We start from the raw sequence: 23,820 nt of genomic DNA on the forward strand, positions 1-23,820 counted from the left end.
AATTACCTTAACTCGCTACTCCTTCGAGCTTTGACCTAAGGGAAACCATACTCAATTTCTGTGAAATTGCCAACGCTTCCCCTTCCAGTTGAAACGCCTGTTCCACATCATTCTGGCGCCCGCGTCGCCTTAATGCCGTTGCATATGCCGCCTTGCTGTGCGCGACCCAAGGTGGGCATTTCATGCGCGTGTCTATTTCTATGGCCTTCTCGAACATCTTCTCAGCGGCATCCCAGTCCTTCAGAACCGTACTCAGACTTCCGAGGCGTCGCGCAGCTGCGCCAGTGCAGACTGTAGTAGCCCCAGCGGTGATCGTCAGGTCTTCGTAGGGAGCAAGCATGCCATAGAGCGTCTTGGCGTGTTCCTGATGCAAAACGGCGACACATATGTCCGCCAGATAGGACAATGTCGTTGAATACATGGCGTCAGGTGGGAGATCGAAGCCATTGGCAGCCATTTCATTCAGTATCCGTTCGGCAGGTTCCTTGTATCCAAGCTCGGCAGCGATAAGCCCAAAGCCGGGCTTCCACGAAATGTCTTCGGGGCTGTCTGTCATCAATTTCTTGATCACAGGCGCAACTTCGTGCAGTCGATTTTGCTCGCGGCGGATCGTGAACATCTGAACTCCAAAGACGCCCTCAACATGTTCGCCGTGGGTCTTTCGACCAATCTTCACCGCCTCTGTGGCGTGTTTCTCGGCTTGCTCAAAATCGCCGTCCATAATTGCAACCATGGCGCGTGCGTGTTTCTGAACCCAATAGAGTTGCAGATGATTGTCCTTTTCCGAAATTTCGGTAAGCAAACCCAAAGAATGGTCCATTAACTCACGGTCGGCCATCTCGGCGCCTACAAACAAGCTCAGAGTTCGGTCCCGCCCTTGATCGATACTTCCAAGATGCTCGGCCACCCCGTGCATGGCCTCCAGATTTTCGCGCCAATGGCGGGCCTCTCTCCCCTTCCGCGCAACGAATGGGGCCCCAAAATGCATCATCATTACCGAGAACTGGGATTTATAGTCTCCCAGTTTTGCGGCCAGTTCCATGGACTTCTGGCCGAAACGCGCACCTTCGGAGAACTGACCGACGAACATGTGCGCGCGCGCGAGTTGGCTCATCAATCTGCACCGACGGACTTCATCGGCATCGGGCAAGTCTTTTAATGCATTGTCGCAGAGATCGATTGCTTCATTGTGCCTTTCGCTGGACATCATGCATGAGTCAGCGAAATGGTTGGCCGCGTCAGCGGCCAATTCCACATCGTGCACCGCCCGGGCCGCGTTGGAGGCGTCTTTCAGAACTGCAATACCTTCAGGCAATTGACCCAGGCTGTCGTGGCTGCGGCCAACAAGAATCTTGCCTTTGATCAATTCTGTTTTGGAGTCTGAGCCAAGTTTTTCAGCAGCTTGCAACGTTTCTCTGGCGTTCGTCATCGCCTCCTGGCTGGCAGATCGCGCCAACGCCATTTCTGTCGCAATTCGCCATTTTTCGAACGCAGCCCTCCAATCCTCAGCTTCTGAAAGGTGTCGGGCGACCAGTTCGGGACGACGCGCGATCTCGGCGGACCTTGTCTGTATCAACGCACGCGCCACATCTGCGTGTTGTTGTTTTCGAGTTGAGCTTAGCATGGACTGATAGGCAGTATCGCGAATAAGGGCATGACGGAATACGAAATGCCCGCGATTGTGACCGCTTTCGAAGATTATGCCTGTTCGCGAAAGCTCTTCGAGGCAATCTTTGATATCAGAATCTGCAAGACGCATCGCCGCATTCAATATGCTCGGCTCAAACTCTCTGCCAATAACAGACCCTGTAAGCGCAACCTGTTTTGCCTTAGGCGAAACCGCATCAAGACGCGCCATCAACGCGCCTTTCAAAGACGAAGGTATATGGATTTGCCCTTGCTCACCTGCCTCCACAATCGTTCGCGTCAATTCCTCCACGAACAAAGGTACACCGTCGGTCTTTTCAATGATTTTAGCAATCAGGGCATCGTCCGGTTTTTTGCCCGTGATGTTTGCGACAAGGTGCGAAACGTGCGCAGAATCGAACCGGCGCAGTACGAGTGACTGAACGTGCGTGTCCCCATCCTCGCGGGCCAATTCCCACCCAGGCCTGTGGGTAATCAGGATCATCAGAGGAAGGTCGCTGGAAATCGACTTAAAGCGCTCCAACAAGGCTTGTGTGGAAGGATCGATCCAATGCGCATCTTCTACACACAGAACAACCGGGCACACGTCTGATCGCACCTGCACTGTGTGAATCAAAGTTTGGATTGTGATGTCGCGCTGCTCCTGCGGCGACATCTCGAGCACCTTTTGGGCCAGCGCACTACGAGGTGCAACCAAAGCTGCGAAGACAGGCAGAACTTGTTCCCAGTCCAGTCCCGGCCGTCTTTCCAGCATCTTCCTGACATGTTCAAGGATCAGATTGTCATCGAAGTCCGGTTCGACACCTGCGTCCTGGGATATCCGTTGGGCAACCGGATGAAAGGGGCTACTGCTGAGATAAGGAGAACAATTCAGCCTTATGATATCTGCCTGGTCGTTCGCGGTGATATCTGCGAGGAATTCCTCTGTAAGTCGCGATTTCCCAATCCCGGCTTCACCGGACAGCAACACAACCTCTCCATGACCATTCTGGGCACGTCGCCATGATTGCAGCAGAATACCCTTTTCGTAGTCCCGGCCGATCATAACACTGTCGACTTCATCGCGATGTGCGGCTCGGAACCGGCTTTCCGCACTGCGTTCCGACACCACTTTCAGCAGAGTCCGAGGCTCAGCAAAACCCTTTAACTCTTTCTTGCCAAGAGATTTGTATTCAAAAATCCGATGCAAAGCGGTCTCGGTTTCTTCTGCCGACAACACGACCGAGTTTGGTTCCGCAAATTCTTGAATTCGCGCCGCAAGATTGACAACTGGGCCCGTCATGGCGCCTTCTTCATACGTGTTTTCACCGATATTATCGCCGACAACGACATCACCACTCGCAATGCCCAGCCTTACTGACAAGCGCTCTCCGTCCGGGGTTTTGAGTTCGCTGACGCGATGAACGGCCTCAAGAGCGGCTTTGATCGCCCGAATTGCGTGATCTTCGTAGGCCCTCGGCCAGCCAAAAAACACGAGAAGACCGTCGCCCAAGTATTTTGCAACATAGCCACCATATCGACTTACGGCGCCCGCAACGGCGTCTTGGTAGTTCTGTAGCAACTCCCGCATATCTTCGGGGTCGAAACGATTGGTGAGTTCCGTCGAGCCGACGAGATCGGCAAACAAAACAGTTACGTGGCGCTTCTCCGCAGTGGCCGGCTCACCATGCTTACTTTTGAGTGGATCGTCACTTTGTGAATGGTTTGAGATGGGCGCGTTTACGTTTTCCGGGGGGTGTTCACGGGATGCTTGTGGCGATGAAGTTGCGCGTTGCTGGCCACTTAGCTCTTGCACTGCGGCGAGGATGATCTTGCGGTGGCCAAGGCTCACCCCGAGCTCTTTTAAGTCGTCGTCTGACAGAAGTGGCAAAACACGCGCATCGATATCATTTGCCGCAAAAACATCTGCGTACTGACTCAGTTCGAGATCTTTCAACCACTTTACAATTTCGACCGACATCTTTGGATCATGCTGGGATACGCATCACTAATCAAGAATACGCATTCAAAACGGGATGACCTTTGATGAACAGCTGCAGAATACCTTTACCTTCAGATCAACCGATTAGGTCGGTTCTTGCCTCAGCATTCTAGAATTGCGCAACTTGCCAATTAGCTGCACGTATTTGATGATTTGTCTTTGAAGAGAGCTTTGTCCGCGATGAGCGAGTACGCACTGCGCTAGGCCATATTGGCGCGGTGAACATCTCCTTTGATTGGCCGAGACGCGGCATACAGACTCAGCTACTTAGGGCAGCTTTGCACCGCCCAAGATGAACCAACCCGGCACACTACTACAGATGCTGCGCCGCCTCTGAAGTCGGTTGTGAGCCCACTTTGCCGGGTGCTGCACTGCGCAAGAACGTCTGCACTCGGGAAGCGCGCCAAAAACGATCTTTTTTGACGCCCACAACACCAACGAACAATCGCAAAATTCGCTGAGTGATTTGTGAGTTGTTTGTCTGCTTTGAGTCAGGAGCGGTGTTCACATTATTATTGCATTATTGCGTGCGAAAGTTTGCATTGCTTTAGTATTTATAATTTTTCCGCGGTTCCATTGGGAGATTTATCTAATGCGATTGACGTTTTTGACTGTATGTATTTGTGCTTTGCCAACGCTCGCGGTCGCCGCAGATGTTGGGCAGGAAGCAATTGACGGCTGTATCGACCAATTGCGCGAAGTCGGTGGGCCAGATGGACAAGTTGGTACGGTGCTCTCCACCGAGTTTTCCGAAGCAAACTCGCTTGTTATGTTGCAAGATAGAGGCGAAACAATCTGGCGATGCCTTGTCTCAAACGATGGTCAGGTTGCCGAATTGAGCGTTGCACAAGCCGCAGATGACGGCGGTGGTGCGATGGCGGGCTCTTCTGGCACAGGCGCGCCAAGCACGGAGCGCGTGCAGTTCGCAAGTGGCACTTCCGGTGCGGAGCTGACCGGCTCTCTCCTGCCACAAGAGAGCCGGCGGTATATCCTGGGTGCGCGCGACGGTCAGTTCCTTTATTTCCGTCTCGCCGCGAACGGACCCGGAATGACTTATGTGATCTATAATCCGGACGGGTCTGTGCTGCTCGATGAAACGGGCGCGGCGCAAGAGTATCGTGGGCAGCTCTGGCAGTCGGGAGATCACGTGATCGAAGTCTACAACACTTCGAACGGTGCACAGTCCTACAACGTGATCTTTGGCATCGAATGACATGAATACGGAAGAGTTTCCGCATCAAATTGGAGAATCCAATAAGAAATCGTTTATGCTGGTTTGTGTATTTGCGACACTCTGCGCAGTGGCGGGTTGCGTGGAGACTTCAAGCCCCACGGCACCTTCAACTGACCAACCGTCCGTGGGAAGCTCCACCGATCTTTCCGCATTTGAAGGTGCGCGGGCCGGTCAGGCCGAGATGGGCATACAAAACCTCGGCTATGAGTTGATCCGGACAGACGGTCTAACCGCCTTCTGGTTTAACCGCAGCACGGGTGCCTGCGCACGCATCGCGACTGCCGATGGCCGTTATTCGGATGTCACTATGCTGCCCGCCGCAGATTGCTAATGCTCTAGGTCGTGGCTGAACACTTTGTCTGATTGAAAGGAAGTTCCATGAAATACACGCTTGCAGCCGCAACACTGTTCGTCGTTTTGGCAGGATGTGCAGAAGAGCAATCCTTCTCCACGGAAGCGGATATTTCCGAAGCAAACCGGAACACCGAATGCCCCGTGGATGTATCGGAAGCGGATCGCGCCAACTATCCTGCGTGCAACTAACCTGACATCGGCACCCGAAGAGTTTCACTTTAACATACCGAAGAGATTAAGCAGTGTCAGGATCCGCAAATACCTGTCGTTGGGTTGTTCGAACCGTAGGGGTCTTTTACCTCATGGCACTTGCGCTGCTTCTGGTCGGCACCTTCGGGCTTTTTGGTCAGCAGCGAGACCCTTTGTCCGGTATATTCCTGCTGCCCATAGGATTGCCATGGGTTCTTTTGACAGATGGTTTTCCGGAGACTTGGCGCCCGTGGCTTGCGAGTATGGCTCCGGTGCTCAATCTTGTAATCCTAACGTTGCTTTGCCGTCGCACAAAACGACGCCAATAGACATCATTTCAGTTATTTGAAAGGAACGCTGTGAGCCTTGATATACCACATATGATTGTCACCGTAGCAATCTGCTTTGCTGTCCTCTGGGGCCTCGACCAGACGCCACTTTTTGCGAACATGCCGAAACGAAAAGCAACAGTGCTTAAGCTTGTCACCTTATTTGTGGCAATCTTAATACTGAACCTAGTCTGGCCTTACGGGTCAAACGGCTAACCCGAGACGCAGCTTTGAGGATCGTAGCTGCAGATCGGTAGTACACCGACTTCGCGCCTTTCGAAGGCAGCCGACCGTCCAAGTTCGAAGTGACGGCGTAATGGTTGCGAAACACTGATGCGAGGAACATAGGGTCACAGGGTTCACCGACATCCACGTGCAGTCTTTTTTGAGATCGGGTGCCTTGTCTGCAGAACGATTGATCGCTGTGACGACTAAATCCTCTGCGAGCGCAGCATCGAGGACAAGCTTACCTCTCCACCCATTCACGCCCAAAAGAACGGGCTAAAAAACCTTCTCCTTTCGATCACGAACTGCACTTGCGACCTGCCCTCAGGCGGAGAGGCAAATCTTGTTGCTGTCCGGATCCCTGACGTAGGCCGAGAAACGCGGTCCCCGTTGGTTCGGCTCGCCTTCGCTCGTGCCACCTAGCTCGATGGCCAACGCATACAGCCTTTCGACCTCTTCAGCCGACCCGACGCTGAAGCCGACCATGGTTCCGTTTCCATTGGTGGCAGGGTTTTCGTCGAACGGGATGGCTACTGCAAAGGCAATGCCAGGTCCGAGCCAGTACGTCATTCTGTCGGTGGGCGAGACACGCTCCATACCCGTTTGACCAAAAAGCTGATCATAAAAGTGCGTTGCGGCGGCCATGTCGTTGGTACCGACGACGAAGTAGTTCATTTGCATGGTGCGATGTCCTTTGAAGATAGCGCGGAGTGTTGAGAGCGTCACTGATGGGTCAGTCTGAAGAACTCGATCAGTTGACCGTTCGGATCGGTGATCTTGAGCAGGTGGATGCCCGGCTCTTCGATGATCTTTGGAGCGGCCACGCCGGCGGCAATGGCACGGGCGTGCAAGACTTCCAGATCGGCGGATTGCAGGTAGGGAACCGCGCCCGAACCTGCCTCGGCCCCCGGTGCGTACTTATCCCGTGACACGATCGCGAACCAGCCACCAGCCACGTCGAACGCCACGAATTCTGGTAGCCCGATTGTCGGTTCACTGTCGAACAGGGCGCGGTAGAAAGCCTCCGATTCCTCCATGTTGTCGGTCGGCACATAGGCGCCCATGGCCATGATCGTCGCAGTTCCCCGCCGCTCGGAAGACTCCGCTGCGAGTGTTGTTGGCAGAACAGCGGCGAGGGTTAAGGCAATGAAACGTCTCATATTCTAATCTCCTTGGTTGAAGCCTTTCCTGCTTTTACCTCGCCTATGCTGACAGCGTGTTGTCAGCATGGTGTCAGTATGATCTGTTTCTTAGAAAGGAGATCACATGAGGCGCGGCGACAGGCTATTTGAAGTCATCGAGATTCTGAGGCGCGCCAAAGGCCCGATCTCAGCCCAGTCCATTGGTGAGGAACTGGGCGTGACCAAACGCACGGTGTATCGCGATATTGCTGCGCTGATGGGGCAGGGCGTGCCAATAAATGGCGAGGCGGGGGTCGGCTATGTGTTGGAGCCCGGCTTTCATATTCCACCGCTGATGCTCACCCCGGATGAGATCGAGGCCGTTACGCTTGGTGTGCTGTGGGTCCAGACCCGAGGCGAACCCGAGCTTGCGCTAGCGGCTGAGAAGCTGATCACCAAGCTGGAAGCTGTCGCACCTGACAAGTACCGGACGTCGTTTCTTCAGCCGGCGGTCAGCGTCGCGCCCGTCACTCAGCCGGATGAAGTACTCGGCGCGGCGGCAATTCGTCTGGCCATTCGGTGTCGCAAAAAGATAGCCTTGAAGTATTCAGATAACTCAGGCCAAAAGACCCGTCGCGTGATATGGCCCATACTGCTGGGTTATCGAGACACCAGCCGCATCATCGCCGCATGGTGCGAGATGCGAGAAGGTTTTCGTTACTTTCGGACAGAGCGGATCATTGACGCGGAGGTCCTCGAAGACAGTATTCCTCGGCGAATGGACCTACTCCGCGCCGAATGGCGCGATGCAGGTGATGCAGAACGAAAGCGCTATGAAGAAGGGGCATAGGGCGGGGCTTGCCGCAGGACCGCTTTGCGAAATCTGCAGCGCTGCTTTAGCAACGGCTCGTTTGGGCCGGAACCGCCAGTTTCTTGGAGTGGACCGAAGGTTGGCTTCGTCCGCAAAGAAGATATTGAGCGAAATTCGCTGAACGCCAGCATCGAGCCCACAGCACAAAGGCTTGAAGGGCAGCGCGCTCAGGTTCTGCTTTACAGTTTACTTGCAGATCGGCAATTCCAGTGGCGGCTGTTTGGGCAAAGATGCTCTCCAACTATTTATGATCGGCTGTAGGCTGCTTTTGGGCCAAAACTTTGGTTCGCCAATCGCTTTTAGGCAAGCTGCGTTCCAGTAAACTCCAGCTCGAGAAAGTGATTTTCCCTTTTTTACCGCCTTGGCGACAGCGTGTATGTCTTTGGATTCTGGGTAGATATACAGGGTTGTCGGGTTTCCTTCTACGAGCGCCAAAATCTCTTTTGAGGCGGATTGTGACCAGGTTGTGCAACCATTGCTACGACCACCGGTGTAGTTCACAAGCCTTCCGTAGGGGACATAGCCATTGTTGTCTGCATGAGTGCTTTGAGGGTTTTTGAACCGACATTGCCACTTAAGGAAGACAGCCGGATGGCCTCCGATGGCGCGCTCGCGCGCATTGCTCGTTTCTCCTTCACCATCAAACAAAAGAAATGTGCGGTAGAACGGCTGCGTTTTGCCGGAACGACTGTGGTAACCTTTGAAGGACGTGCGGGTTTCAGCCGTCACATAGGCGCCTCCGGCGGTTAGTTTAGAGCCTTCTGCATTGCTGAAGTTCTTCGCGCATTGTCGGCCATTCGAAAAATTGGCGCGCTGGAGTTTTCGGCCGTTGCCATAGCCGGACGAAACCGCTCGGAAGGACTTTTGTGACTCGCAGATGACATAAAAACGCTTGCCCGGATTGCCGTTTCGTGCAGTGCTAGGGCGGGTTGCGTCCTTGGCAAGGTAGCAAGGGTTCCTGACTTCGCCTCGGCGTAGTTTCTTGATGTAAAGCGCTCGTGCCCTTTCCAGAACGATCGGCGCGATTTGCCCCTCACCTGTACCCACGTGCTTTTGTAGCCACGCTGGAACATCTTGCGTTATCGCATTGGCGCGGTCCGGTAGGGCGCCCACCGACATGGCGATTGTTATGACCGAGAGTGCGAGACGGAGTGAATTCGGTAGCAACGGGAAATCTCCTGCTAGAATGTCCTCGGTTTCAGTCTACCACAGTTCTTGCGCGCTAGGATGCTGGCCAAGTTTACAAGCGAAGCCTCCTGTTGCCTCAAATCCCACTTTTCGTTTGCGGCGGCTTTCTTACATCTTGGACAATAAATCCTAGGATGTTGCGCAGGTGTCTGGACATTCCGAGATTTGCTTCCAAATGAATGTCATGATCACACGTCGAAAGTTCCTGTTGGCAACCGCAACCGCAATTTGTGCTCCGTATATTGCGCGGGGACAAGCGGTGGCACTGAATGATGCAATCAGCGGTCTTCCCCAGTTGCATTCACTTCAAATTCAACGCGGAAACGACGTCATTTTCGCGCAGGCCCAACACGGTGCAGGCCTGGATAGGCCGGCCAATATAAAGTCATGTTCGAAAAGCATTGTGGCTTTGTTGCTTGGGACGGCGATCGACCGGGAGGAAATCCCATCTGTAGATACCACCTTGCAGGAGGTCGCTCCGAGGCTTTTGCCCGCTAATGCGACACCCGGTTCCGAAAGCATTACGATGGAGGATCTGGTGACGCTGCGGGCAGGTCTCGAAAGAACCTCGGGCAGCAACTATGGAGAATGGATCAACTCTCCCAACTGGATCGCGGACGCGCTGACGCGACCGATGGTTGCTGAACCCGGAGAGCAGATGCTCTATTCCACGGGATCGACCCACGTGCTCGGCGCAGCATTGACTGTGGCGACCGGCCAAAGTCTATTGAGACTGACGCGTGAGAGGCTGGGTGCACCACTTGGTATCGAGATACCTGCTTGGACGAGGGATCCACAGGGTTACTACTTGGGTGGCAATGAGATGGCGATTACGCCGAGGTCTATGTTGAAGATCGCGGTGTTGCTTCGGGACCGCGGGACTTTTGCCAACGGGCAAATCATTCCTGAGAGTTGGGTCTTGGAATCGACCAAGCCGCACGGCCGTTCACCTTTCTCTGGATTGGATTATGGCTATGGCTGGTTTCTGTCCCCATCCGGCTATGCATTGGCGCGTGGGTACGGAGGCCAAATCATAGCGGCCCATCCTGAGCAAAACCTTGCTGTCGCAATTTCATCTGATCCCACGCGTCCCGCGCGTTCTGGAGGCTATTTTGGAGAACTGGTCAGATTGTTAGATGGTCCGATATTGAACGCTACCTAAGGCGGCCTGTTCATTAACACTGCTTAGGGTTGGTCACGTTTGGCCTCAACGGTGGTGGACTATCAAGCAGTTTTTTGCTTCGCCGGTGCGGTGGAGCAACTGGAAAGCCGATCAAATTACTCTTCTGAAAGGTGAAAGAGGCGGAGACCAGCTTGACTAAGTTCCCAAAGTCTCGCTTTGCCGGTCCAGGCAGGTCGGTCAAAGCGCCAGTTCAGATTGAAATTGCTTGTGTGGCGCGATTTATGGACGGCATTGAGTGCATTCCCAATTGGCGAAACTGAGTCCGGTTCGAGTTTGTCTGAGTGCAACGCTCAATTCTTTCAACCGAGTTTGTAGGCAGCCAAGAGTGGCGGCATTGGCTCTCAACTCGGAAATCGCTAAGTTTGGTTTTGAAGGTGCATTTCGAGCCGCGAGCCGCCGCTGGCACGAGTTGCCTACAACATCGGCTGTGAGTTCACAGACGCTTGATGAATACTGCTCTGTTTTCTTGTATTGTTCGGTTGCCAAATTTGGCCAAACAGCTCTTGGTTTTCTCGATCAGATTCGAAGGTGAAGTGAAAAATTACCTTAAGAATTTGGATTAAAGTATTGACCTAATGAGGATAACTGCCCGTGACCAGTCTGAAAACAATCCACCATGCTGCAGTCATTTGTTCGGACTATGAACGGTCCAAGGCGTTTTATTCAGAGACGCTTGGTTTGAGGATTGTTGCCGAGAATTTCAGGGCTGAGCGGCAATCTTGGAAGCTGGATTTGGCATTGCCGGACGGCTCTCAGATTGAACTGTTTTCCTTTCCCAACCCGCCCAAACGTATGTCTCGTCCCGAAGCACGAGGTCTACGGCATCTAGCGTTTGTTGTGGATGATATCGAGGCACTTAAAGATAGCCTGGAACAGAGAGGTGTCTTCGTCGAAGATATCCGTGTCGATGAGTATACCGGCCATCGGTTCACTTTCTTCAGCGACCCGGACGGTCTTCCATTGGAGTTGTATGAAGCCAAGCCGATTGCTTTGAAGTGATACTTCTCGTCTTTTAGGCTGAGCGAAGCAGGGAGGAAGGCGAATGGAAGTAAAACCTCTCACCGGTGGATTGGGTGCGGAAATCGTCGGGGCGGACATCCGGCGTGAAGATCAATTCGACGCAATTAAGTCAGCCTTCGCAAAGTACTCCGTTATCGCACTGAGGGGCCAAAGCGTTAGTCCGCAAGAGCATCTGACCTTTGCGAGAAGGTTCGGCCCAATCAACGTGAACCGATTTTTCAAACCGGTGGACGGCCACCCAGAGATTGCCACGGTGTTGAAAGAGAAGGATCAGAAAGAGGCTGTGGGAGAGGGGTGGCATACTGACCACTCTTATGATCAGGAGCCAGCCATGGGCTCGATCCTGCACGCCCTTGAGGTTCCGCCCCATGGTGGCGACACGTTGTTTGTGTCGATGGCTGCCGCCTACGAAGCTTTGTCGCCCACGATGCGTGGTTTCTTAGATGGTTTGTGGGCGGTGCATTCCTCTCGCCATGTCTTTGGCAACAGCATTGTGGACACAGAAGCCGCAAAAAGCGGCCGGTTGGGGAACGCCGAAGCTGCCACGCAAGACGCTTTACACCCCGTTGTCATCACACATCCTCTCAGCGGTAGGCGCGGGTTGTTCGTCAACCCTGTGTTCACGACCGAAATCAAAGGCTTGAGCGTGAATGAGTCTGCCGCAGTGCTGGGTATGATTTATGATCATTGCAAGCAGCCTGAATTCCAATGTCGCCTGCGTTGGCAGGAAGGGGATATCGCCATTTGGGATAACAGAGCGACGTGGCACAAAGCGATCAACGACTACCATGGGTTTCGACGTCTTATGCACAGGGTGACAGTGGAAGGGGTCGCTCTGACGCATTGATGTAAGTAGCGCGCGGCGTATTTCAGCGACTCAGTCGGAGTACCGACACGCCGTGAATCCCTTCGATTCCCTGTGATTGTTTTGGATGAGGCTGCAAGCGTCGCGTTTTTAGCCATATTTTCTGGCCTTTAAAGAAAAGGCAGAGTTTTTTCTTGTCAAATTTGGAACGTTCCATTACACATTTTGGAACGTTCCAATTGTGGGGAAATCAGATGAACTGGGCATTTGTCGGAGCGAGTACGATAGCTTCGCAATATATGTTGGACGCGGTGCGTCAGCAGACAGGCAACGACGTGACCTGGGTCGTCAGTAATTCCTCTGACCGGGTGCAAACCTGGGCTAAAGAGCACGGTATTCCCAATGCAACCACAGACCTGAACGCGGCGCTGTCTGACGATGACGTGAAAGCCGTCTACATTTCTTCCACGAATGAGAAGCACTACGGTCAGGCGATGGCTTCCATTTCGGCTGGCAAGCATGTCCTTTGCGAAAAGCCGCTCGGGATGACGCAAGCGGAAGCTATCGAAATGGTGCGCGCGGCAGACGCGGCTGGCGTGGCTTTTGCTACAAATCACCACCTGCGATGCTCTGGCAGTCATCGTGCCATTCGTGACCTGATCGCAGATGGGCGCGTCGGCGAGGTTCTTTCGTTGCGCATCCATCACGCAGTTCATTTGCCCGAAAACTTGCAGGGGTGGCGTATCAACTCGGCCGATGCTGGTGGTGGCGTGATCCCTGACATCGTTGTTCATGACGCGGATGTCACCCGCTTCCTGCTCAATGAAGACCCGGTGTCTGTCGTTGCGCAAATGGCCAGTTCTGGGATGGGGCAAGGTGTCGAAGACTCCTGCATGTCCGTTTGGACTATGCCCTCAGGCGCGATGGTCATGACGCATGAGAGCTTTACGCACCCCTTTGCCGGGTCTGGCCTGCAGGTGCATGGAACCGAGGGTTCGATATTTGCGGATGGCATCATGACGCAGCGCCCGGTTGGGGCAATACAGCTGGTGACTGAAGCCGGAAGTGAAGAGATCCCGTTTTCGGGCCACTCTCTCTATGTTCAAGGCGTTTCGGAATTTGTCGCCGCAGCGGCGGGACAAGGCCGTCCTGCTGCCGACGGACCTGATGGAGTGAAATCGCTGTCAATCGCGCTGAGCGTTCGTGAGGCCGCAGCTTCGGGTGATCGTATCAACATAGATTATGGCGGTTTTTGATGACCAAGCTTGTTTCCGTTTCCGAGGCCGTTTCTCGTATCCCAGACAATGCGGTTGTCACCGTATCGTCGTCCTCTGCGTTGGGGTGCCCAGACCTCGTGCTGAAGGAACTTGGAGAGCGGTTTCGCACTGAAGGGCATCCGCGCAACATTACAACGCTGCACCCTATCGCTGCCGGGGATATGTATGGCGTGAGGGGAATGGATTATCTGGCGCAGGATGGACTGCTAAGCCGCGTTCTCGCCGGTTCATACCCGTCGGGTCCTTCCAGCCTTGAGATGCCGGAAATCTGGAAAATGATCGTCGAAGATCGAGTGGCCGCATACAACGTACCATCGGGAATTCTGTTCGATATGCACCGCGAAGCCGCAGCGCATCGACCCGGTGTACTGACGCAGGTCGGGCTTGAGACTTTCGTGGATCCTGTTCGAGAAGGATGCGCGATGAACGCGCGTGGTGCGGCGGCTCCAATTGTTAACCGAAAGGAATTCGACGGTCAGACTTGGTTGCACTTCCCAAACATCAATCCGAACGTGTGCGTTTTGCGCGCAACCACGGCGGATGAGTTTGGCAACCTGACCTATGAACATGAAGGTGCCTATCTGGGCGGATTGGAGCAAGCGATTTGCACACGCAACTACGGTGGACTCGTGATCGCACAGGTTCGACGTGTGACTGCCGCGGGTAGCTTGCGCCCCCATGACGTGCGCGTGCCAGGTCACTTGGTCGACCTGATCGTTGAAGACCCAGAGCAGATGCAAACGACAGAGACGCCCTATGACCCTGCGATCTCTGGCCAGATTATGCGCCCTTGGGACAGTTTTTCGCTGGCCGAGCATGGTGTCGAGAAGGTCATCGCGCGCCGCGCCGCCCAAGAACTGCGCAGCGGCATGAGCGCCAACTTGGGCTTCGGCATCAGCGCAATGGTCCCGCGTGTTTTGTTGGAGGAGGGCCATCCTCAGGCGGTGACATGGGCGATCGAGCAGGGGGCCGTTGGTGGCGTCCCATTGACCGGGTTTGCCTTTGGGTGCGCATCCAACGCACATGCTTTCGTACCGTCACCACAGCAATTCATCTATTTCCAGGGCGGCGGGTTCGACATGTCGTTCCTCTCGTTCCTCGAGGTCGATCTAGAAGGCAATGTGAACGTTTCCAAACTTGGCAAGAAGCCCTACCTGACTGCAGGATGCGGTGGCTTTGTCGATATCACCGCGCGTGCCAAAAAGATCGTGTTCTCTGGCTGGTTCGAAGCCGGTGCCAAGATCGACCTGACGGATGACGGTATTCAAGTGAATGCCCCCGGAAAGTTCACCAAGATGGTGGATCAGGTTGAGCATGTCACATTTTCGGGCCGCCGTGCCCGTGAAACCGGTCAGGACGTACTCTATGTGACAGAGCGTTGCGTCATACGCCTAACAGATCAGGGACTGGTTGCGACGGAAATCATGCCCGGCATTGAGGCGCAGCGCGATATTGTCGAAGCTTCGGGCGGTCGCGTCAAAGTCGCAGAAAACGCGGTTCAGATGCCCAAATCGTTATTCGCAGTTGGCCCAATGGGGATGACCCTGTGAGCAAGCTGCGCATTCATATCGAGGGAGCAACCGCCGTCCTGACTTTGGACAACGAGGCCAAGCTCAATGCGCTAACTGTGGACATGCTGCACGCGCTGGAGGCTGGCCTGAAAGAGGTCGAGCGTGACACGTCAATTCGTGCGCTTGTTCTGACTGGTGCAGGCGAAAAAGCGTTCTGTTGTGGGGCCGATATTGGCGCTTGGGGTGGTCTGAGCCCCGCCGAATTCGCGCGACATTGGGTCCGTGATGGACATCGTATATTTGATCGCTTGGCGCGGATCGGCAAGCCGACAATTGCAGCGATCAACGGTCACGCCTTCGGCGGCGGGCTAGAGCTGGCCAGTTGCTGTGATCTGCGCCTGATGACCCCGCGGTCCACGCTGGCTTTGCCCGAAGCTCGGGTTGGGATTGTGCCCGGCTGGTCCGGGACACAGCGGTTGACCCGGCTGGTCCCCGAAGCTGCGGTGAAAGAGATGGCACTCTTCGGGCGCCGTATTGGTGCCGACCGCGCCGTGGCCTTGGGCTATGCGACCGAGGTTTCTGACGACGTTCTGGCGCGCGCGCTTGAGATCACAACCGAACTAAGCGACCTTTCGCCCCGCGCTACCGAAGTCTCAAAAAACATGATCCATGCAGCGGTCGGTGAAGACTCTCATGCCGTGGTCGAAGCCCTTGGTAGTGCAGCAATTGCGGCCTCAGCGGACCGCGAAGAAGGCGTTGCTGCGTTCATGGAAAAACGTAACCCCACATTTTCGGGCCTTTGACGATATGAAAGATATCACCATCAACCCTGCTATCCCTTTCGAGTTGCCGCCGTTGTTCGAAGGTCGGCATCTCATCGATGGCAGGTGGCAGAAAAGCGCGTCGGGTGAGACGTTCGAACGGCGCTCGCCCTCGCACGGGCATATTGTCAGCCGGTCAGCCTTGGGTGGCGAAGCTGAAGCTGAGGCTGCGATCCTGGCGGCGCGTAAGGCATTTGACAGCGGTGTGTGGAGTCGGGCATCGGGCAAAGAGCGGGCCACCGTTTTGCTTAAGGTTGCCGACCTGATTGAACAGAATGTCGACCGGATTGCACTGATCGAAACGCTGGAAAGCGGTAAGCCGATCAGCCAATCCAAGGGCGAGGTCGGCGGTGCAGCCGACCTTTGGCGCTATGCGGCCTCATTGGCACGCAGCACGCACGGCGACAGTCATAACACTCTTGGCGCAGATATGATGGGTGTCGTGCTGAAGGAACCCATCGGAGTCGTGTCCATCATCACGCCTTGGAATTTTCCGTTCTGGATTCTCAGTCAGAAGCTGCCCTTCGCGTTGGCGGCTGGTTGCACAGTTGTTGTGAAACCGTCTGAGATGACACCGTCGACAACCTTGATGCTGGGCGAATTGTTGATCGAAGCCGGATTGCCCGCCGGTGTATGCAATATCGTTCTGGGTTACGGAGTTCCCGTTGGCAGCGTGATGACGAGCCATGACAGCGTGGACATGATCAGCTTTACGGGCTCAACCGCTGTGGGCAAGACGATCAGCGCAGTAGCATCGGATACACTTAAGAAGGTCGCGCTTGAGCTTGGGGGCAAGAACCCGCAGGTCATCTTTCCCGACGCCGATCTGAATGCAGCCGCTGATGCCGTTGTGTTCGGCGTCTATTTCAACGTTGGCCAATGCTGCAATTCAAGCAGTCGCATCATCGTGCATGAGGAAATAGCTGACGACTTCCGCGAACGTGTCGTCGCCCTTTCGCGCAAAGTCAAATTTGGCGATCCTCTGGACCCGACGACGCAGGTTGGGGCTATCGTAACGTCCGAGCACAAGTCAAAAATCGACGCATATGTCAAACAGGCGCAGGCTTCGGGTGCGACTATTGATCTGGGTGGTGAGCCGCTGGAGGTCGAAGGCCTCGGCGCTCAGTTCTATCAGCCGACAGTGATTTCTGACGTCTCGCCTGATATGCCCATTGCCCGCGATGAAGTATTCGGGCCCGTTCTGTCTGTTTTGACTTTCAAAACACTGGACGAAGCCATCGCGCTCACCAATGATAGCGCTTACGGTCTGTCGGCAGGGGTCTGGAGCGAAAACGTTCACACCTGCCTAGAGTTTGCCCGCCGAGCAGAAGCGGGAACGGTCTGGACCAACACCTGGATGGACGGGTTCCCCGAGGTCGCTTTCGGTGGGGTCAAACAATCCGGGCAGGGGCGGGAAATCGGAAGATATGGGTTCGAGGAATTCTTCGAAGTGAAATCTGTGGTCATGCGCATAGGCAACAGCCGGGCGCCATGGGTTCCGCAAGACTAAGACCGGGCACCAGATTGGTTCCGAGTGAGAATCACGCATTAAGGGAGGAAACAAGAATGCGTAAATTTATGAAGACAAAATCGCTGTTTGTGGCAGGTCTACTGTGCACGACCAGCCTTGCGCACGCTGAAGACGTGGAAGTTCTGCACTGGTGGACGTCTGGTGGTGAGGCCGCAGCATTGAACGTACTCAAGGACGACCTGTCCGGACAGGGCATCGGCTGGACCGATATGCCTGTAGCAGGTGGCGGTGGTGAGCAGGCGATGACCGTTCTGCGCGCCCGCGTCACCGCAGGCAACGCTCCTACAGCCGTTCAGGCTCTGGGCTTTGACATTCTGGACTGGGCCGATCAGGGCGCGCTGGCCGATCTGAACGAAGTGGCAGCCCAGGAAGGTTGGGATGACGTCGTCCCAGATGCGCTGAAAGCCTTCGCCAAGCATGACGGCAAATGGGTCTCGGCCCCTGTGAACGTGCACTCGACCAACTGGGTCTGGGCCAACAAAGCAGTGCTGGACGCCAACGGCATTGCTCAGCCCACCAACTGGGACGAATTCGTCTCAGCGGTTGAGGCGTTGAAAGCTGCCGGGATCACTCCGATCGCGCATGGTGGTCAGGCATGGCAGGACGCGACCGTGTTCGATGCTATCGCGATGTCGACGCTGGGGCCTGACGGCTACAAAGCGGCCTTTATCGACCTGGACGAGGAAACGCTGGGTGGCGACGCGATGAAAGAGGCGTTCGACCGTATGGCCTTTATCCGTGACAACGTGGATGAGAACTTCTCGGGTCGTGACTGGAACCTGGCGACAGCAATGGTCATAAACGGTGAAGCCGGTTTCCAGATGATGGGTGACTGGGCCAAAGGCGAATTCCTGAACGCGGGCAAAGTGCCGGGTGAGGACTTCCTGTGTTTCCGCTTCCCGGGTACTCAGGATCAGGTTACCTTTAACGCTGATCAGTTCATGATGTTTGATCAGGGCGGTACGGTATCGGCCGAGCAGGCCGCGCTGGCCAGCGCGATCCTGTCGCCATCCTTCCAGATTGCCTTCAACAAGGTGAAGGGCTCTGTCCCGGCTCGTACTGACGTGGACGGCAGTGATCTGGATGCGTGTGGTCAGCAAGGCATGAAGGATTTGGCTGCTGCGGCTTCGTCAGGCAACCTGTTCGGCTCGATGGCACACGGACATGCCGCGCCTGCGTCAGTCAAGAACGCCGTCTATGACGTGGTGACCGCCCACTTTAACGGCGAGTACGGCAGCGAAGATGCCGTGACCGAACTGGTTGATGCCGTTTCAATCGCCAAGTGATCCATAAGTGATCCTCCCGATGGGGCGGCGGTCTGGCCGCCCTGTCACCAAGCGGGCGCAAAAGCTCCGATCTAACACGACTCGAACGAGGAGGGCGCGCCATGGCTGCTTCAGCCGACGCGGATTTTAAGACACGCCTTCAGAACTGGATACCCAAGCTGGTCCTGTCACCGTCGTTGGCGATGATGTTGGTCTTTGTCTACGGGTTCATTCTGTTTTCGGTCTACCTATCATTCACCGACAGTCGCATCCTGCCGTCCTTTGGATGGGTCGGATGGGAAAACTACGACAAATTGTGGCGGCTGAGCCATTGGGAAACCTCGTTGATCAATATGGGGATTTTCGCAAGCCTCTATATCGTGATCTGCACCTGTATCGGCCTGGGTCTGGCGATCTTCCTTGATCAGAAAATCCGGGGGGAAGGGCTGCTGCGTCCGATTTACCTCTATCCGATGGCTCTGAGCTTCATCGTCACCGGTACAGCCTGGAAGTGGTTCCTTGACCCTGGCATCGGGCTGGAAAACGTCATGCATACATGGGGTTGGACCAGCTTCGAGTTCGACTGGATAAAAAACCGTGATTACGCCATCTACACGGTGGTTCTAGCGGCCGTCTGGCAGACAAGCGGCTTCGTAATGGCAATGTTTCTGGCTGGCCTGCGTGGGATCGACAACGAGATCCTGCGGGCTGCGCAAATGGATGGAGCCTCGAACTGGAACCTCTATCGCCGGATCATTATCCCGCAACTGCGACCAGCCTTCCTGTCGGCCTTCGTGATCCTCAGCCACTTGGCGATCAAGACCTTTGACCTTGTGATCGCCCTGACCGGGGGTGGGCCCGGTCGTGCCACCGAACTGCCCGCAACCTTCATGTATTCCTACACGTTCACGCGGAACCAGATGGGGATCGGTGCGGCGTCGGCCACGATCATGCTGATGACCATTGCGGCGATCATGATCCCCTATCTTTACGCCGAATTGCGGGAGAAACGCTGATGTCTCAAGCAACTCAGGATACCGCAATCCGAACGGGCCGCGTTACGCGCACGTTGATCTACCTGGTGCTACTGCTGTTCGGTTTGTTCTACCTGCTGCCCCTCTACGTCATGCTGGTGAACTCGGTGAAGCCTTTGGAAGAGATCACCGGCGGTGGCATGATGAACCTGCCGCAGGTGTTCACGATTGAGCCGTGGCTCAAGGCGTGGTCTTCGGCGCAGATCGGTGTCGATCCGACAGGGCTGAAGCCTTACTTTTGGAACTCGATCAAGATGGTGGTTCCGGCGGTGATCGTCTCGACCATTCTTGGGGCGTTGAACGGCTACGTACTGACGAAATGGCGCTTCAAATGCGACACCATCCTGTTTGGGCTGATGCTGTTTGCCTGCTTCATCCCGTTCCAGATTGTTCTGATCCCAATGGCGCGGATGTTGGGCATAATCGGGCTGGCTGGCACCACTTGGGGTCTTGCGCTTGTCCACGTTGTCTACGGGATTGGCTTCACCACGCTGTACTTCCGCAACTATTACGCGGTGTTCCCGACCGAGCTGATCCGGGCAGCGCAGATCGATGGTGCCGGGTTCTTCCAGATCTTCTGGCGTATTCTTCTGCCCAGTTCCGGGCCGATCGCCGTGGTTTCGATCATCTGGCAGTTCACCAACATCTGGAATGACTTCCTGTTCGGCGCGTCCTTTGCCGATGCCAACAGCCAACCCATGACAGTCGCACTCAACAATCTGGTGCAGTCGTCAACCGGTGTGAAGGAATACAACGTTCATTTTGCAGGCGCCATTCTGGCGGCCATGCCAACTCTGCTCGTCTACATCGTGGCCGGTCGATACTTCGTCCGCGGCCTGATGGCGGGTTCGGTGAAAGGATAAGACCTCATGGGTTTTCTAGACATAGACAACGCGACCAAATCCTACGGGGCGGTCGAGGTTCTGCACAAAGTCGATATCTCGGTGCAGGAAGGAGAGTTCCTGGTGCTGGTCGGCCCCTCGGGCTGTGGCAAATCCACTCTGCTGAACATGATCGCGGGGTTGGAGGAGATCACCAGCGGCGAAATCCGAATCAAGGATCAGGTGATGAATGGGGTGCACCCGTCCAACCGCAACATCGCCATGGTGTTCCAAAGCTATGCTTTGTATCCCAATATGACGGTCGGGCAAAACATCACTTTCGGGCTTGAGATGCACGGGGTGCCTAAGCCCGAACGTGACAAAGCGATGCAAGAAGTTGCCAAGCTCTTGCAGATAGAGCAGTTGTTGGATCGCAAGCCCGGGCAGTTGTCCGGCGGTCAGCGTCAGCGGGTTGCAATGGGTCGCGCGTTGGTGCGAAACCCGGATGTCTTTCTGTTCGATGAACCACTCTCGAACCTCGATGCCAAGCTTCGCGTCGACATGCGAACCGAGATCAAGAAGCTGCATCAAAATCTCGGGACCACCATCGTCTACGTAACGCATGACCAGATCGAGGCGATGACGCTTTCAAGCCGCATCGCCGTGATGAACGGCGGCTATGTCCAGCAACTGGGCACGCCGCAGGAAATCTATGACACGCCTGCGAATATCTTCGTTGCAACGTTTATGGGCTCGCCTGCGATGAACGTGTTACCGGCCAAGGTTACGGTTTTGAATGGCCGCCCCCATGCAGAGGTCGCCGTTCACGACGGATCTATGGCGCAACTTCCGTTCAGCCAAGACAACTTGGCCGCATGGGATGGGCGCGAGATCTTGTTGGGAATCCGTCCAGAGACTATCACCGATATGGATGGTGCGGATCGAAAGTCGTCGAACATCGCGCAGATGACCAACCGTATCGTGGTGACGGAGCCCGCTGGATCGGACACCTTCGTCTCGATGCAATTGGGCGGACGAGATGTGATCGCGCGTATGCGTTCAGATGCCGAAGTCGCACCGGGTCAGGATTTCAACTTTGCTGTGAACATGGAAAAAGCCGTGGCTTTTGATCCCGAAAGCGAGATGCGGATCCTCCCATGAATCGGGCTGACGTCATAATCATTGGGTCGGGTATCGGGGGGGCAACGCTGGCTGCCGCGTTGGCTCCGTCCGGTCGCCGCATTCTGATCCTTGAACGAGGAGAGTGGTTGCAGCCCTCACCTCAGGATCGAGACCCAAAGGCGATCTTTGCCAATGGGCACTTTCGCCCCGATGAAACATGGCTGGATGGAGCAGGCAAACCTTTCAACCCCGGAAACTACTACTGCGTGGGTGGCAATTCCAAGTTCTACGGCGCAGCTTTGATACGCTATCGGAAAGAGGATTTTGAGCCGCGTCAGCATATGGGGGGCTACTCGCACGGCTGGCCCATGCCCTACGAAGAGCTGGAGACGGATTACACCACTGCGGAACAGCTTTACGACGCGCGTGGAACCACCAAAGAAGATCCGACCGAACCGCCGCACAGTAGGGGTTACCCCCACCCACCTGTGCCAGATGAAGTTGATATTGCAGACCTGAGGAACCGGCTAAGCCATGCAGGCCTGACGCCATCCTCAGTACCGTTGGGCGTGGACATTGAGACCTGGTTAGAGGCTGGGCAAACAACTTGGGATGCGTTTCCCAACACATGCAGCGGCAAAATGGATGCCGAAACCTGTGCGCTTACCGAAGCATTGAAGCACGAGAATGTCGAACTTTTAACTAACGCGCGTGTCCGAAAACTGAAGGCTGATGCCGTTGGTCGCGTCACAAGCGTCGAGGTTGATGGCCACGGTGCCCTTAGTGCGCCGGTCATCGTGCTCGCGGCAGGTGCGGTACAGTCCTCAGTCCTGTTGCTGCAGTCCGCGAACGACAATTGTCCAACCGGTCTTGCCAATCGGTCCGATCAGGTCGGGCGGAACTTCATGAACCACAATTGCTCGGCGGTGCTGGCCCTTCATCCGCTGCGTCGCAACAGAGCTGTCTATCAAAAGACATTGATGTTCAACGACTATTACAACAGCGACGGGCAGGGTGGTTTGCCTTTGGGCAACATTCAGATGTTGGGAAAAATCACCGGACCGATTCTTGCGTCGCAAACCCATCTTCCGGGTCCACTTGCAGCACTGATCGCCAATCGCAGTTTTGATTTTTATGCCATGTCCGAAGATCTGCCGAACCCAGACAGCCGGGTGACGGTCGAAGGTGACCAGATCAGGCTGGATTGGAAACGCTCGAATTGGGCCGCGCACGAGGCCTTGGTTGCGCGGCTAAAGGCGCATCTGAAGCAGGCCGGGTTTCCTGTTGTATTGTCGCGACCATTTGATCGGCGCACTCCGTCACATCAATGCGGCACAGCGCGGATGGGCAATGATCCGTCAAGCAGTGTCGTCGATACGTTCTGTCGTAGCCACGACCACAAGAACCTGTTCATCGTTGACGCGTCAATTCTTCCGACATCTGCGGCGGTGAATCCGGCCCTCACTATAGCCGCACTCGCGCTCCGGGCAGGTCGTCACATTATTAAAACGGAGTTCGCCGCATGACCGGAACAGCATTGGTGACCGGAGGACAACAGGGCATTGGTCTCGGGGTGGCGCGCGCCTTGATCGCGGCGGGGTACAAGGTCGCAATAGCCTCTCGCTCGGCACCCGACAAACCGGTGGTTCAGGCGGCTTTGGAAGAGCTTGGCCCAAGCGCAATTTATGTGCAGCACGACGTGTCCGACATTGATCACGTTCCGGCGCTACTGGATCAGATCGAAGCCGTTTTGGGCCCGATCACCGCGTTGATAAACAACGCAGGCGTAGGGGCACCGGTGCGCGGCGACATGCTGGATCTGAAGCCCGAGAATTGGGATTTCGTGCAGAATATCAACTTGCGTGGCGCGTTTTTTCTGGCGCAAGAAGTGGCTCGGCGCATGTTGGGGCAGCCGCACGATACCTATCGATCAATCACCTTTGTCACCTCTGTCAGCGCGACAATGGTGTCGATCGAACGTGCCGAGTACTGCGTGTCCAAAGCGGCCGCAGCGATGATGGCTCAGTTGTTCGCAGTACGCATGGCCCCCGAAGGCATCGGCGTCTTTGAGCTGCGACCGGGCATCATCGCGACTGAAATGACGGCCGGCGTGCGCGACAAGTACACCGACCGTATCGAAGGCGGACTTGTTCCGGCGGCTCGCTGGGGTGAGCCCGAGGATATTGGATCCGTCGTCGTCCCACTGGTTCAGGGCCAGATGCACTTTGCGAACGGCGCTGTCATCCCGGTGGATGGCGGCTTGTCGATTTCACGTCTGTAAGTCAGGGCGC

The 23,820-nt window shown here is 55.4% G+C and carries 21 protein-coding genes; 17 read left to right on the forward strand and 4 right to left on the reverse strand.

Annotated elements, in window-relative coordinates; translation table 11 throughout:
* Window positions 1–7: 7 nt before the first annotated feature.
* The gene (locus ACR0I8_RS06220; RefSeq protein WP_170689762.1) at window positions 8–3,607 is read right to left on the reverse strand and encodes an adenylate/guanylate cyclase domain-containing protein; all 3,600 of its coding nucleotides are present in this window, start codon (window positions 3,605–3,607) and stop codon (window positions 8–10) included.
* A 613-nt stretch (window positions 3,608–4,220) separates the two neighbouring features.
* On the opposite strand from ACR0I8_RS06220, the gene ACR0I8_RS06225 reads away from it, so the two are divergent.
* Genes ACR0I8_RS06225 through ACR0I8_RS06235 form a run of 3 tightly spaced genes read left to right on the forward strand, consistent with a single transcriptional unit; the run spans window position 4,221 to window position 5,405 of the window.
* A complete protein-coding gene (locus tag ACR0I8_RS06225; RefSeq protein WP_170689764.1) occupies window positions 4,221–4,841 on the forward strand; it encodes a hypothetical protein in 621 nt (206 codons plus the stop codon).
* Window position 4,842: 1 nt separating this feature from the next.
* The gene (locus tag ACR0I8_RS06230; protein ID WP_480702890.1) at window positions 4,843–5,193 is read left to right on the forward strand and encodes a hypothetical protein; all 351 of its coding nucleotides are present in this window, start codon (window positions 4,843–4,845) and stop codon (window positions 5,191–5,193) included.
* Window positions 5,194–5,240: 47 nt separating this feature from the next.
* A complete protein-coding gene (locus ACR0I8_RS06235) occupies window positions 5,241–5,405 on the forward strand; it encodes a hypothetical protein (RefSeq protein ID WP_170689766.1) in 165 nt (54 codons plus the stop codon).
* A gap of 878 nt (window positions 5,406–6,283) precedes the next feature.
* Here ACR0I8_RS06235 and ACR0I8_RS06240 read toward each other — a convergent pair.
* Together ACR0I8_RS06240 and ACR0I8_RS06245 are read right to left on the reverse strand one after the other, a co-directional pair.
* Window positions 6,284–6,640 (reverse strand): VOC family protein, encoded by a 357-nt coding sequence (locus ACR0I8_RS06240; protein WP_170376129.1) that lies wholly within the window; start codon window positions 6,638–6,640, stop codon window positions 6,284–6,286.
* Window positions 6,641–6,681: 41 nt separating this feature from the next.
* Window positions 6,682–7,119, reverse strand: a complete 438-nt coding sequence (locus ACR0I8_RS06245) for a VOC family protein (protein ID WP_170689768.1) — start codon at window positions 7,117–7,119, stop codon at window positions 6,682–6,684.
* 106 nt (window positions 7,120–7,225) lie between these two features.
* Between ACR0I8_RS06245 and ACR0I8_RS06250 the strand changes: the two genes are divergently transcribed.
* Window positions 7,226–7,930, forward strand: a complete 705-nt coding sequence (locus tag ACR0I8_RS06250) for a helix-turn-helix transcriptional regulator (protein WP_170689770.1) — start codon at window positions 7,226–7,228, stop codon at window positions 7,928–7,930.
* A 207-nt stretch (window positions 7,931–8,137) separates the two neighbouring features.
* Here the strand turns inward: ACR0I8_RS06250 and ACR0I8_RS06255 are convergent, their stop codons facing one another.
* Window positions 8,138–9,118, reverse strand: coding sequence for a hypothetical protein (locus ACR0I8_RS06255; protein ID WP_480702892.1), 981 nt, complete (start codon window positions 9,116–9,118; stop codon window positions 8,138–8,140).
* Between the two features lie 205 nt (window positions 9,119–9,323).
* Between ACR0I8_RS06255 and ACR0I8_RS06260 the strand changes: the two genes are divergently transcribed.
* The 13 genes from ACR0I8_RS06260 (at window position 9,324) to ACR0I8_RS06320 (ending at window position 23,810) form a co-directional block, all read left to right on the forward strand.
* Window positions 9,324–10,301 carry a serine hydrolase domain-containing protein gene (locus ACR0I8_RS06260; RefSeq protein WP_170690121.1) on the forward strand — a complete coding sequence of 326 codons (978 nt, stop codon included), beginning with the start codon at window positions 9,324–9,326 and terminating at the stop codon, window positions 10,299–10,301.
* Between the two features lie 612 nt (window positions 10,302–10,913).
* Window positions 10,914–11,321, forward strand: coding sequence for an SMU1112c/YaeR family gloxylase I-like metalloprotein (gene gloA2, locus ACR0I8_RS06265; RefSeq protein WP_480702894.1), 408 nt, complete (start codon window positions 10,914–10,916; stop codon window positions 11,319–11,321).
* Between the two features lie 43 nt (window positions 11,322–11,364).
* Window positions 11,365–12,189: a TauD/TfdA family dioxygenase gene (locus tag ACR0I8_RS06270; protein ID WP_170689772.1), complete on the forward strand. Its 825-nt coding sequence runs from the start codon at window positions 11,365–11,367 to the stop codon at window positions 12,187–12,189.
* A gap of 212 nt (window positions 12,190–12,401) precedes the next feature.
* On the forward strand, window positions 12,402–13,403 hold the full coding sequence (locus tag ACR0I8_RS06275) for a Gfo/Idh/MocA family protein (protein ID WP_170689773.1): 1,002 nt from the start codon (window positions 12,402–12,404) through the stop codon (window positions 13,401–13,403).
* On the forward strand, window positions 13,403–14,974 hold the full coding sequence (locus ACR0I8_RS06280; RefSeq protein WP_170689775.1) for a CoA-transferase: 1,572 nt from the start codon (window positions 13,403–13,405) through the stop codon (window positions 14,972–14,974). The genes ACR0I8_RS06275 and ACR0I8_RS06280 overlap by 1 nt, the downstream gene beginning before the upstream one ends.
* Complete coding sequence (locus ACR0I8_RS06285; protein WP_170376140.1) at window positions 14,971–15,738, forward strand: enoyl-CoA hydratase/isomerase family protein; 768 nt, start codon at window positions 14,971–14,973, stop codon at window positions 15,736–15,738. The genes ACR0I8_RS06280 and ACR0I8_RS06285 overlap by 4 nt, the downstream gene beginning before the upstream one ends.
* A gap of 4 nt (window positions 15,739–15,742) precedes the next feature.
* Window positions 15,743–17,266 carry an aldehyde dehydrogenase family protein gene (locus ACR0I8_RS06290; protein ID WP_170689777.1) on the forward strand — a complete coding sequence of 508 codons (1,524 nt, stop codon included), beginning with the start codon at window positions 15,743–15,745 and terminating at the stop codon, window positions 17,264–17,266.
* Window positions 17,267–17,334: 68 nt separating this feature from the next.
* Entirely contained in the window at window positions 17,335–18,573 is a 1,239-nt protein-coding gene (locus ACR0I8_RS06295; protein ID WP_170690125.1) for an ABC transporter substrate-binding protein, read from the forward strand.
* A gap of 101 nt (window positions 18,574–18,674) precedes the next feature.
* Window positions 18,675–19,568, forward strand: coding sequence for a carbohydrate ABC transporter permease (locus ACR0I8_RS06300; protein ID WP_170376146.1), 894 nt, complete (start codon window positions 18,675–18,677; stop codon window positions 19,566–19,568).
* Window positions 19,568–20,449, forward strand: a complete 882-nt coding sequence (locus ACR0I8_RS06305) for a carbohydrate ABC transporter permease (protein ID WP_170689778.1) — start codon at window positions 19,568–19,570, stop codon at window positions 20,447–20,449. The genes ACR0I8_RS06300 and ACR0I8_RS06305 overlap by 1 nt, the downstream gene beginning before the upstream one ends.
* A 6-nt stretch (window positions 20,450–20,455) precedes the next feature.
* Window positions 20,456–21,568 (forward strand): sn-glycerol-3-phosphate ABC transporter ATP-binding protein UgpC, encoded by a 1,113-nt coding sequence (locus ACR0I8_RS06310; protein WP_170639052.1) that lies wholly within the window; start codon window positions 20,456–20,458, stop codon window positions 21,566–21,568.
* Window positions 21,565–23,055 carry a GMC family oxidoreductase gene (locus ACR0I8_RS06315; protein ID WP_170689780.1) on the forward strand — a complete coding sequence of 497 codons (1,491 nt, stop codon included), beginning with the start codon at window positions 21,565–21,567 and terminating at the stop codon, window positions 23,053–23,055. Before ACR0I8_RS06310 ends, ACR0I8_RS06315 begins: the two co-directional genes overlap by 4 nt.
* Window positions 23,052–23,810, forward strand: coding sequence for a 3-ketoacyl-ACP reductase (locus tag ACR0I8_RS06320; RefSeq protein WP_170689782.1), 759 nt, complete (start codon window positions 23,052–23,054; stop codon window positions 23,808–23,810). Before ACR0I8_RS06315 ends, ACR0I8_RS06320 begins: the two co-directional genes overlap by 4 nt.
* The last annotated feature ends 10 nt before the right edge of the window (window positions 23,811–23,820 follow it).

The sequence above is a fragment of the Ruegeria sp. BG9 genome (assembly GCF_056538305.1).

Bases quoted from the DNA above. Each gene is read 5' to 3' on its own strand.
- ACR0I8_RS06220 (WP_170689762.1), bottom strand. From the start codon at position 3,607: ATGTCGGTCGAAATTGTAAAGTGGTTGAAAGATCTCGAACTGAGTCAG.
- ACR0I8_RS06225 (WP_170689764.1), top strand. From the start codon at position 4,221: ATGCGATTGACGTTTTTGACTGTATGTATTTGTGCTTTGCCAACGCTC.
- ACR0I8_RS06230 (WP_480702890.1), top strand. From the start codon at position 4,843: ATGAATACGGAAGAGTTTCCGCATCAAATTGGAGAATCCAATAAGAAA.
- ACR0I8_RS06235 (WP_170689766.1), top strand. From the start codon at position 5,241: ATGAAATACACGCTTGCAGCCGCAACACTGTTCGTCGTTTTGGCAGGA.
- ACR0I8_RS06240 (WP_170376129.1), bottom strand. From the start codon at position 6,640: ATGCAAATGAACTACTTCGTCGTCGGTACCAACGACATGGCCGCCGCA.
- ACR0I8_RS06245 (WP_170689768.1), bottom strand. From the start codon at position 7,119: ATGAGACGTTTCATTGCCTTAACCCTCGCCGCTGTTCTGCCAACAACA.
- ACR0I8_RS06250 (WP_170689770.1), top strand. From the start codon at position 7,226: ATGAGGCGCGGCGACAGGCTATTTGAAGTCATCGAGATTCTGAGGCGC.
- ACR0I8_RS06260 (WP_170690121.1), top strand. From the start codon at position 9,324: ATGATCACACGTCGAAAGTTCCTGTTGGCAACCGCAACCGCAATTTGT.
- ACR0I8_RS06270 (WP_170689772.1), top strand. From the start codon at position 11,365: ATGGAAGTAAAACCTCTCACCGGTGGATTGGGTGCGGAAATCGTCGGG.
- ACR0I8_RS06275 (WP_170689773.1), top strand. From the start codon at position 12,402: ATGAACTGGGCATTTGTCGGAGCGAGTACGATAGCTTCGCAATATATG.
- ACR0I8_RS06280 (WP_170689775.1), top strand. From the start codon at position 13,403: ATGACCAAGCTTGTTTCCGTTTCCGAGGCCGTTTCTCGTATCCCAGAC.
- ACR0I8_RS06290 (WP_170689777.1), top strand. From the start codon at position 15,743: ATGAAAGATATCACCATCAACCCTGCTATCCCTTTCGAGTTGCCGCCG.
- ACR0I8_RS06295 (WP_170690125.1), top strand. From the start codon at position 17,335: ATGAAGACAAAATCGCTGTTTGTGGCAGGTCTACTGTGCACGACCAGC.
- ACR0I8_RS06300 (WP_170376146.1), top strand. From the start codon at position 18,675: ATGGCTGCTTCAGCCGACGCGGATTTTAAGACACGCCTTCAGAACTGG.
- ACR0I8_RS06305 (WP_170689778.1), top strand. From the start codon at position 19,568: ATGTCTCAAGCAACTCAGGATACCGCAATCCGAACGGGCCGCGTTACG.
- ACR0I8_RS06310 (WP_170639052.1), top strand. From the start codon at position 20,456: ATGGGTTTTCTAGACATAGACAACGCGACCAAATCCTACGGGGCGGTC.
- ACR0I8_RS06315 (WP_170689780.1), top strand. From the start codon at position 21,565: ATGAATCGGGCTGACGTCATAATCATTGGGTCGGGTATCGGGGGGGCA.
- ACR0I8_RS06320 (WP_170689782.1), top strand. From the start codon at position 23,052: ATGACCGGAACAGCATTGGTGACCGGAGGACAACAGGGCATTGGTCTC.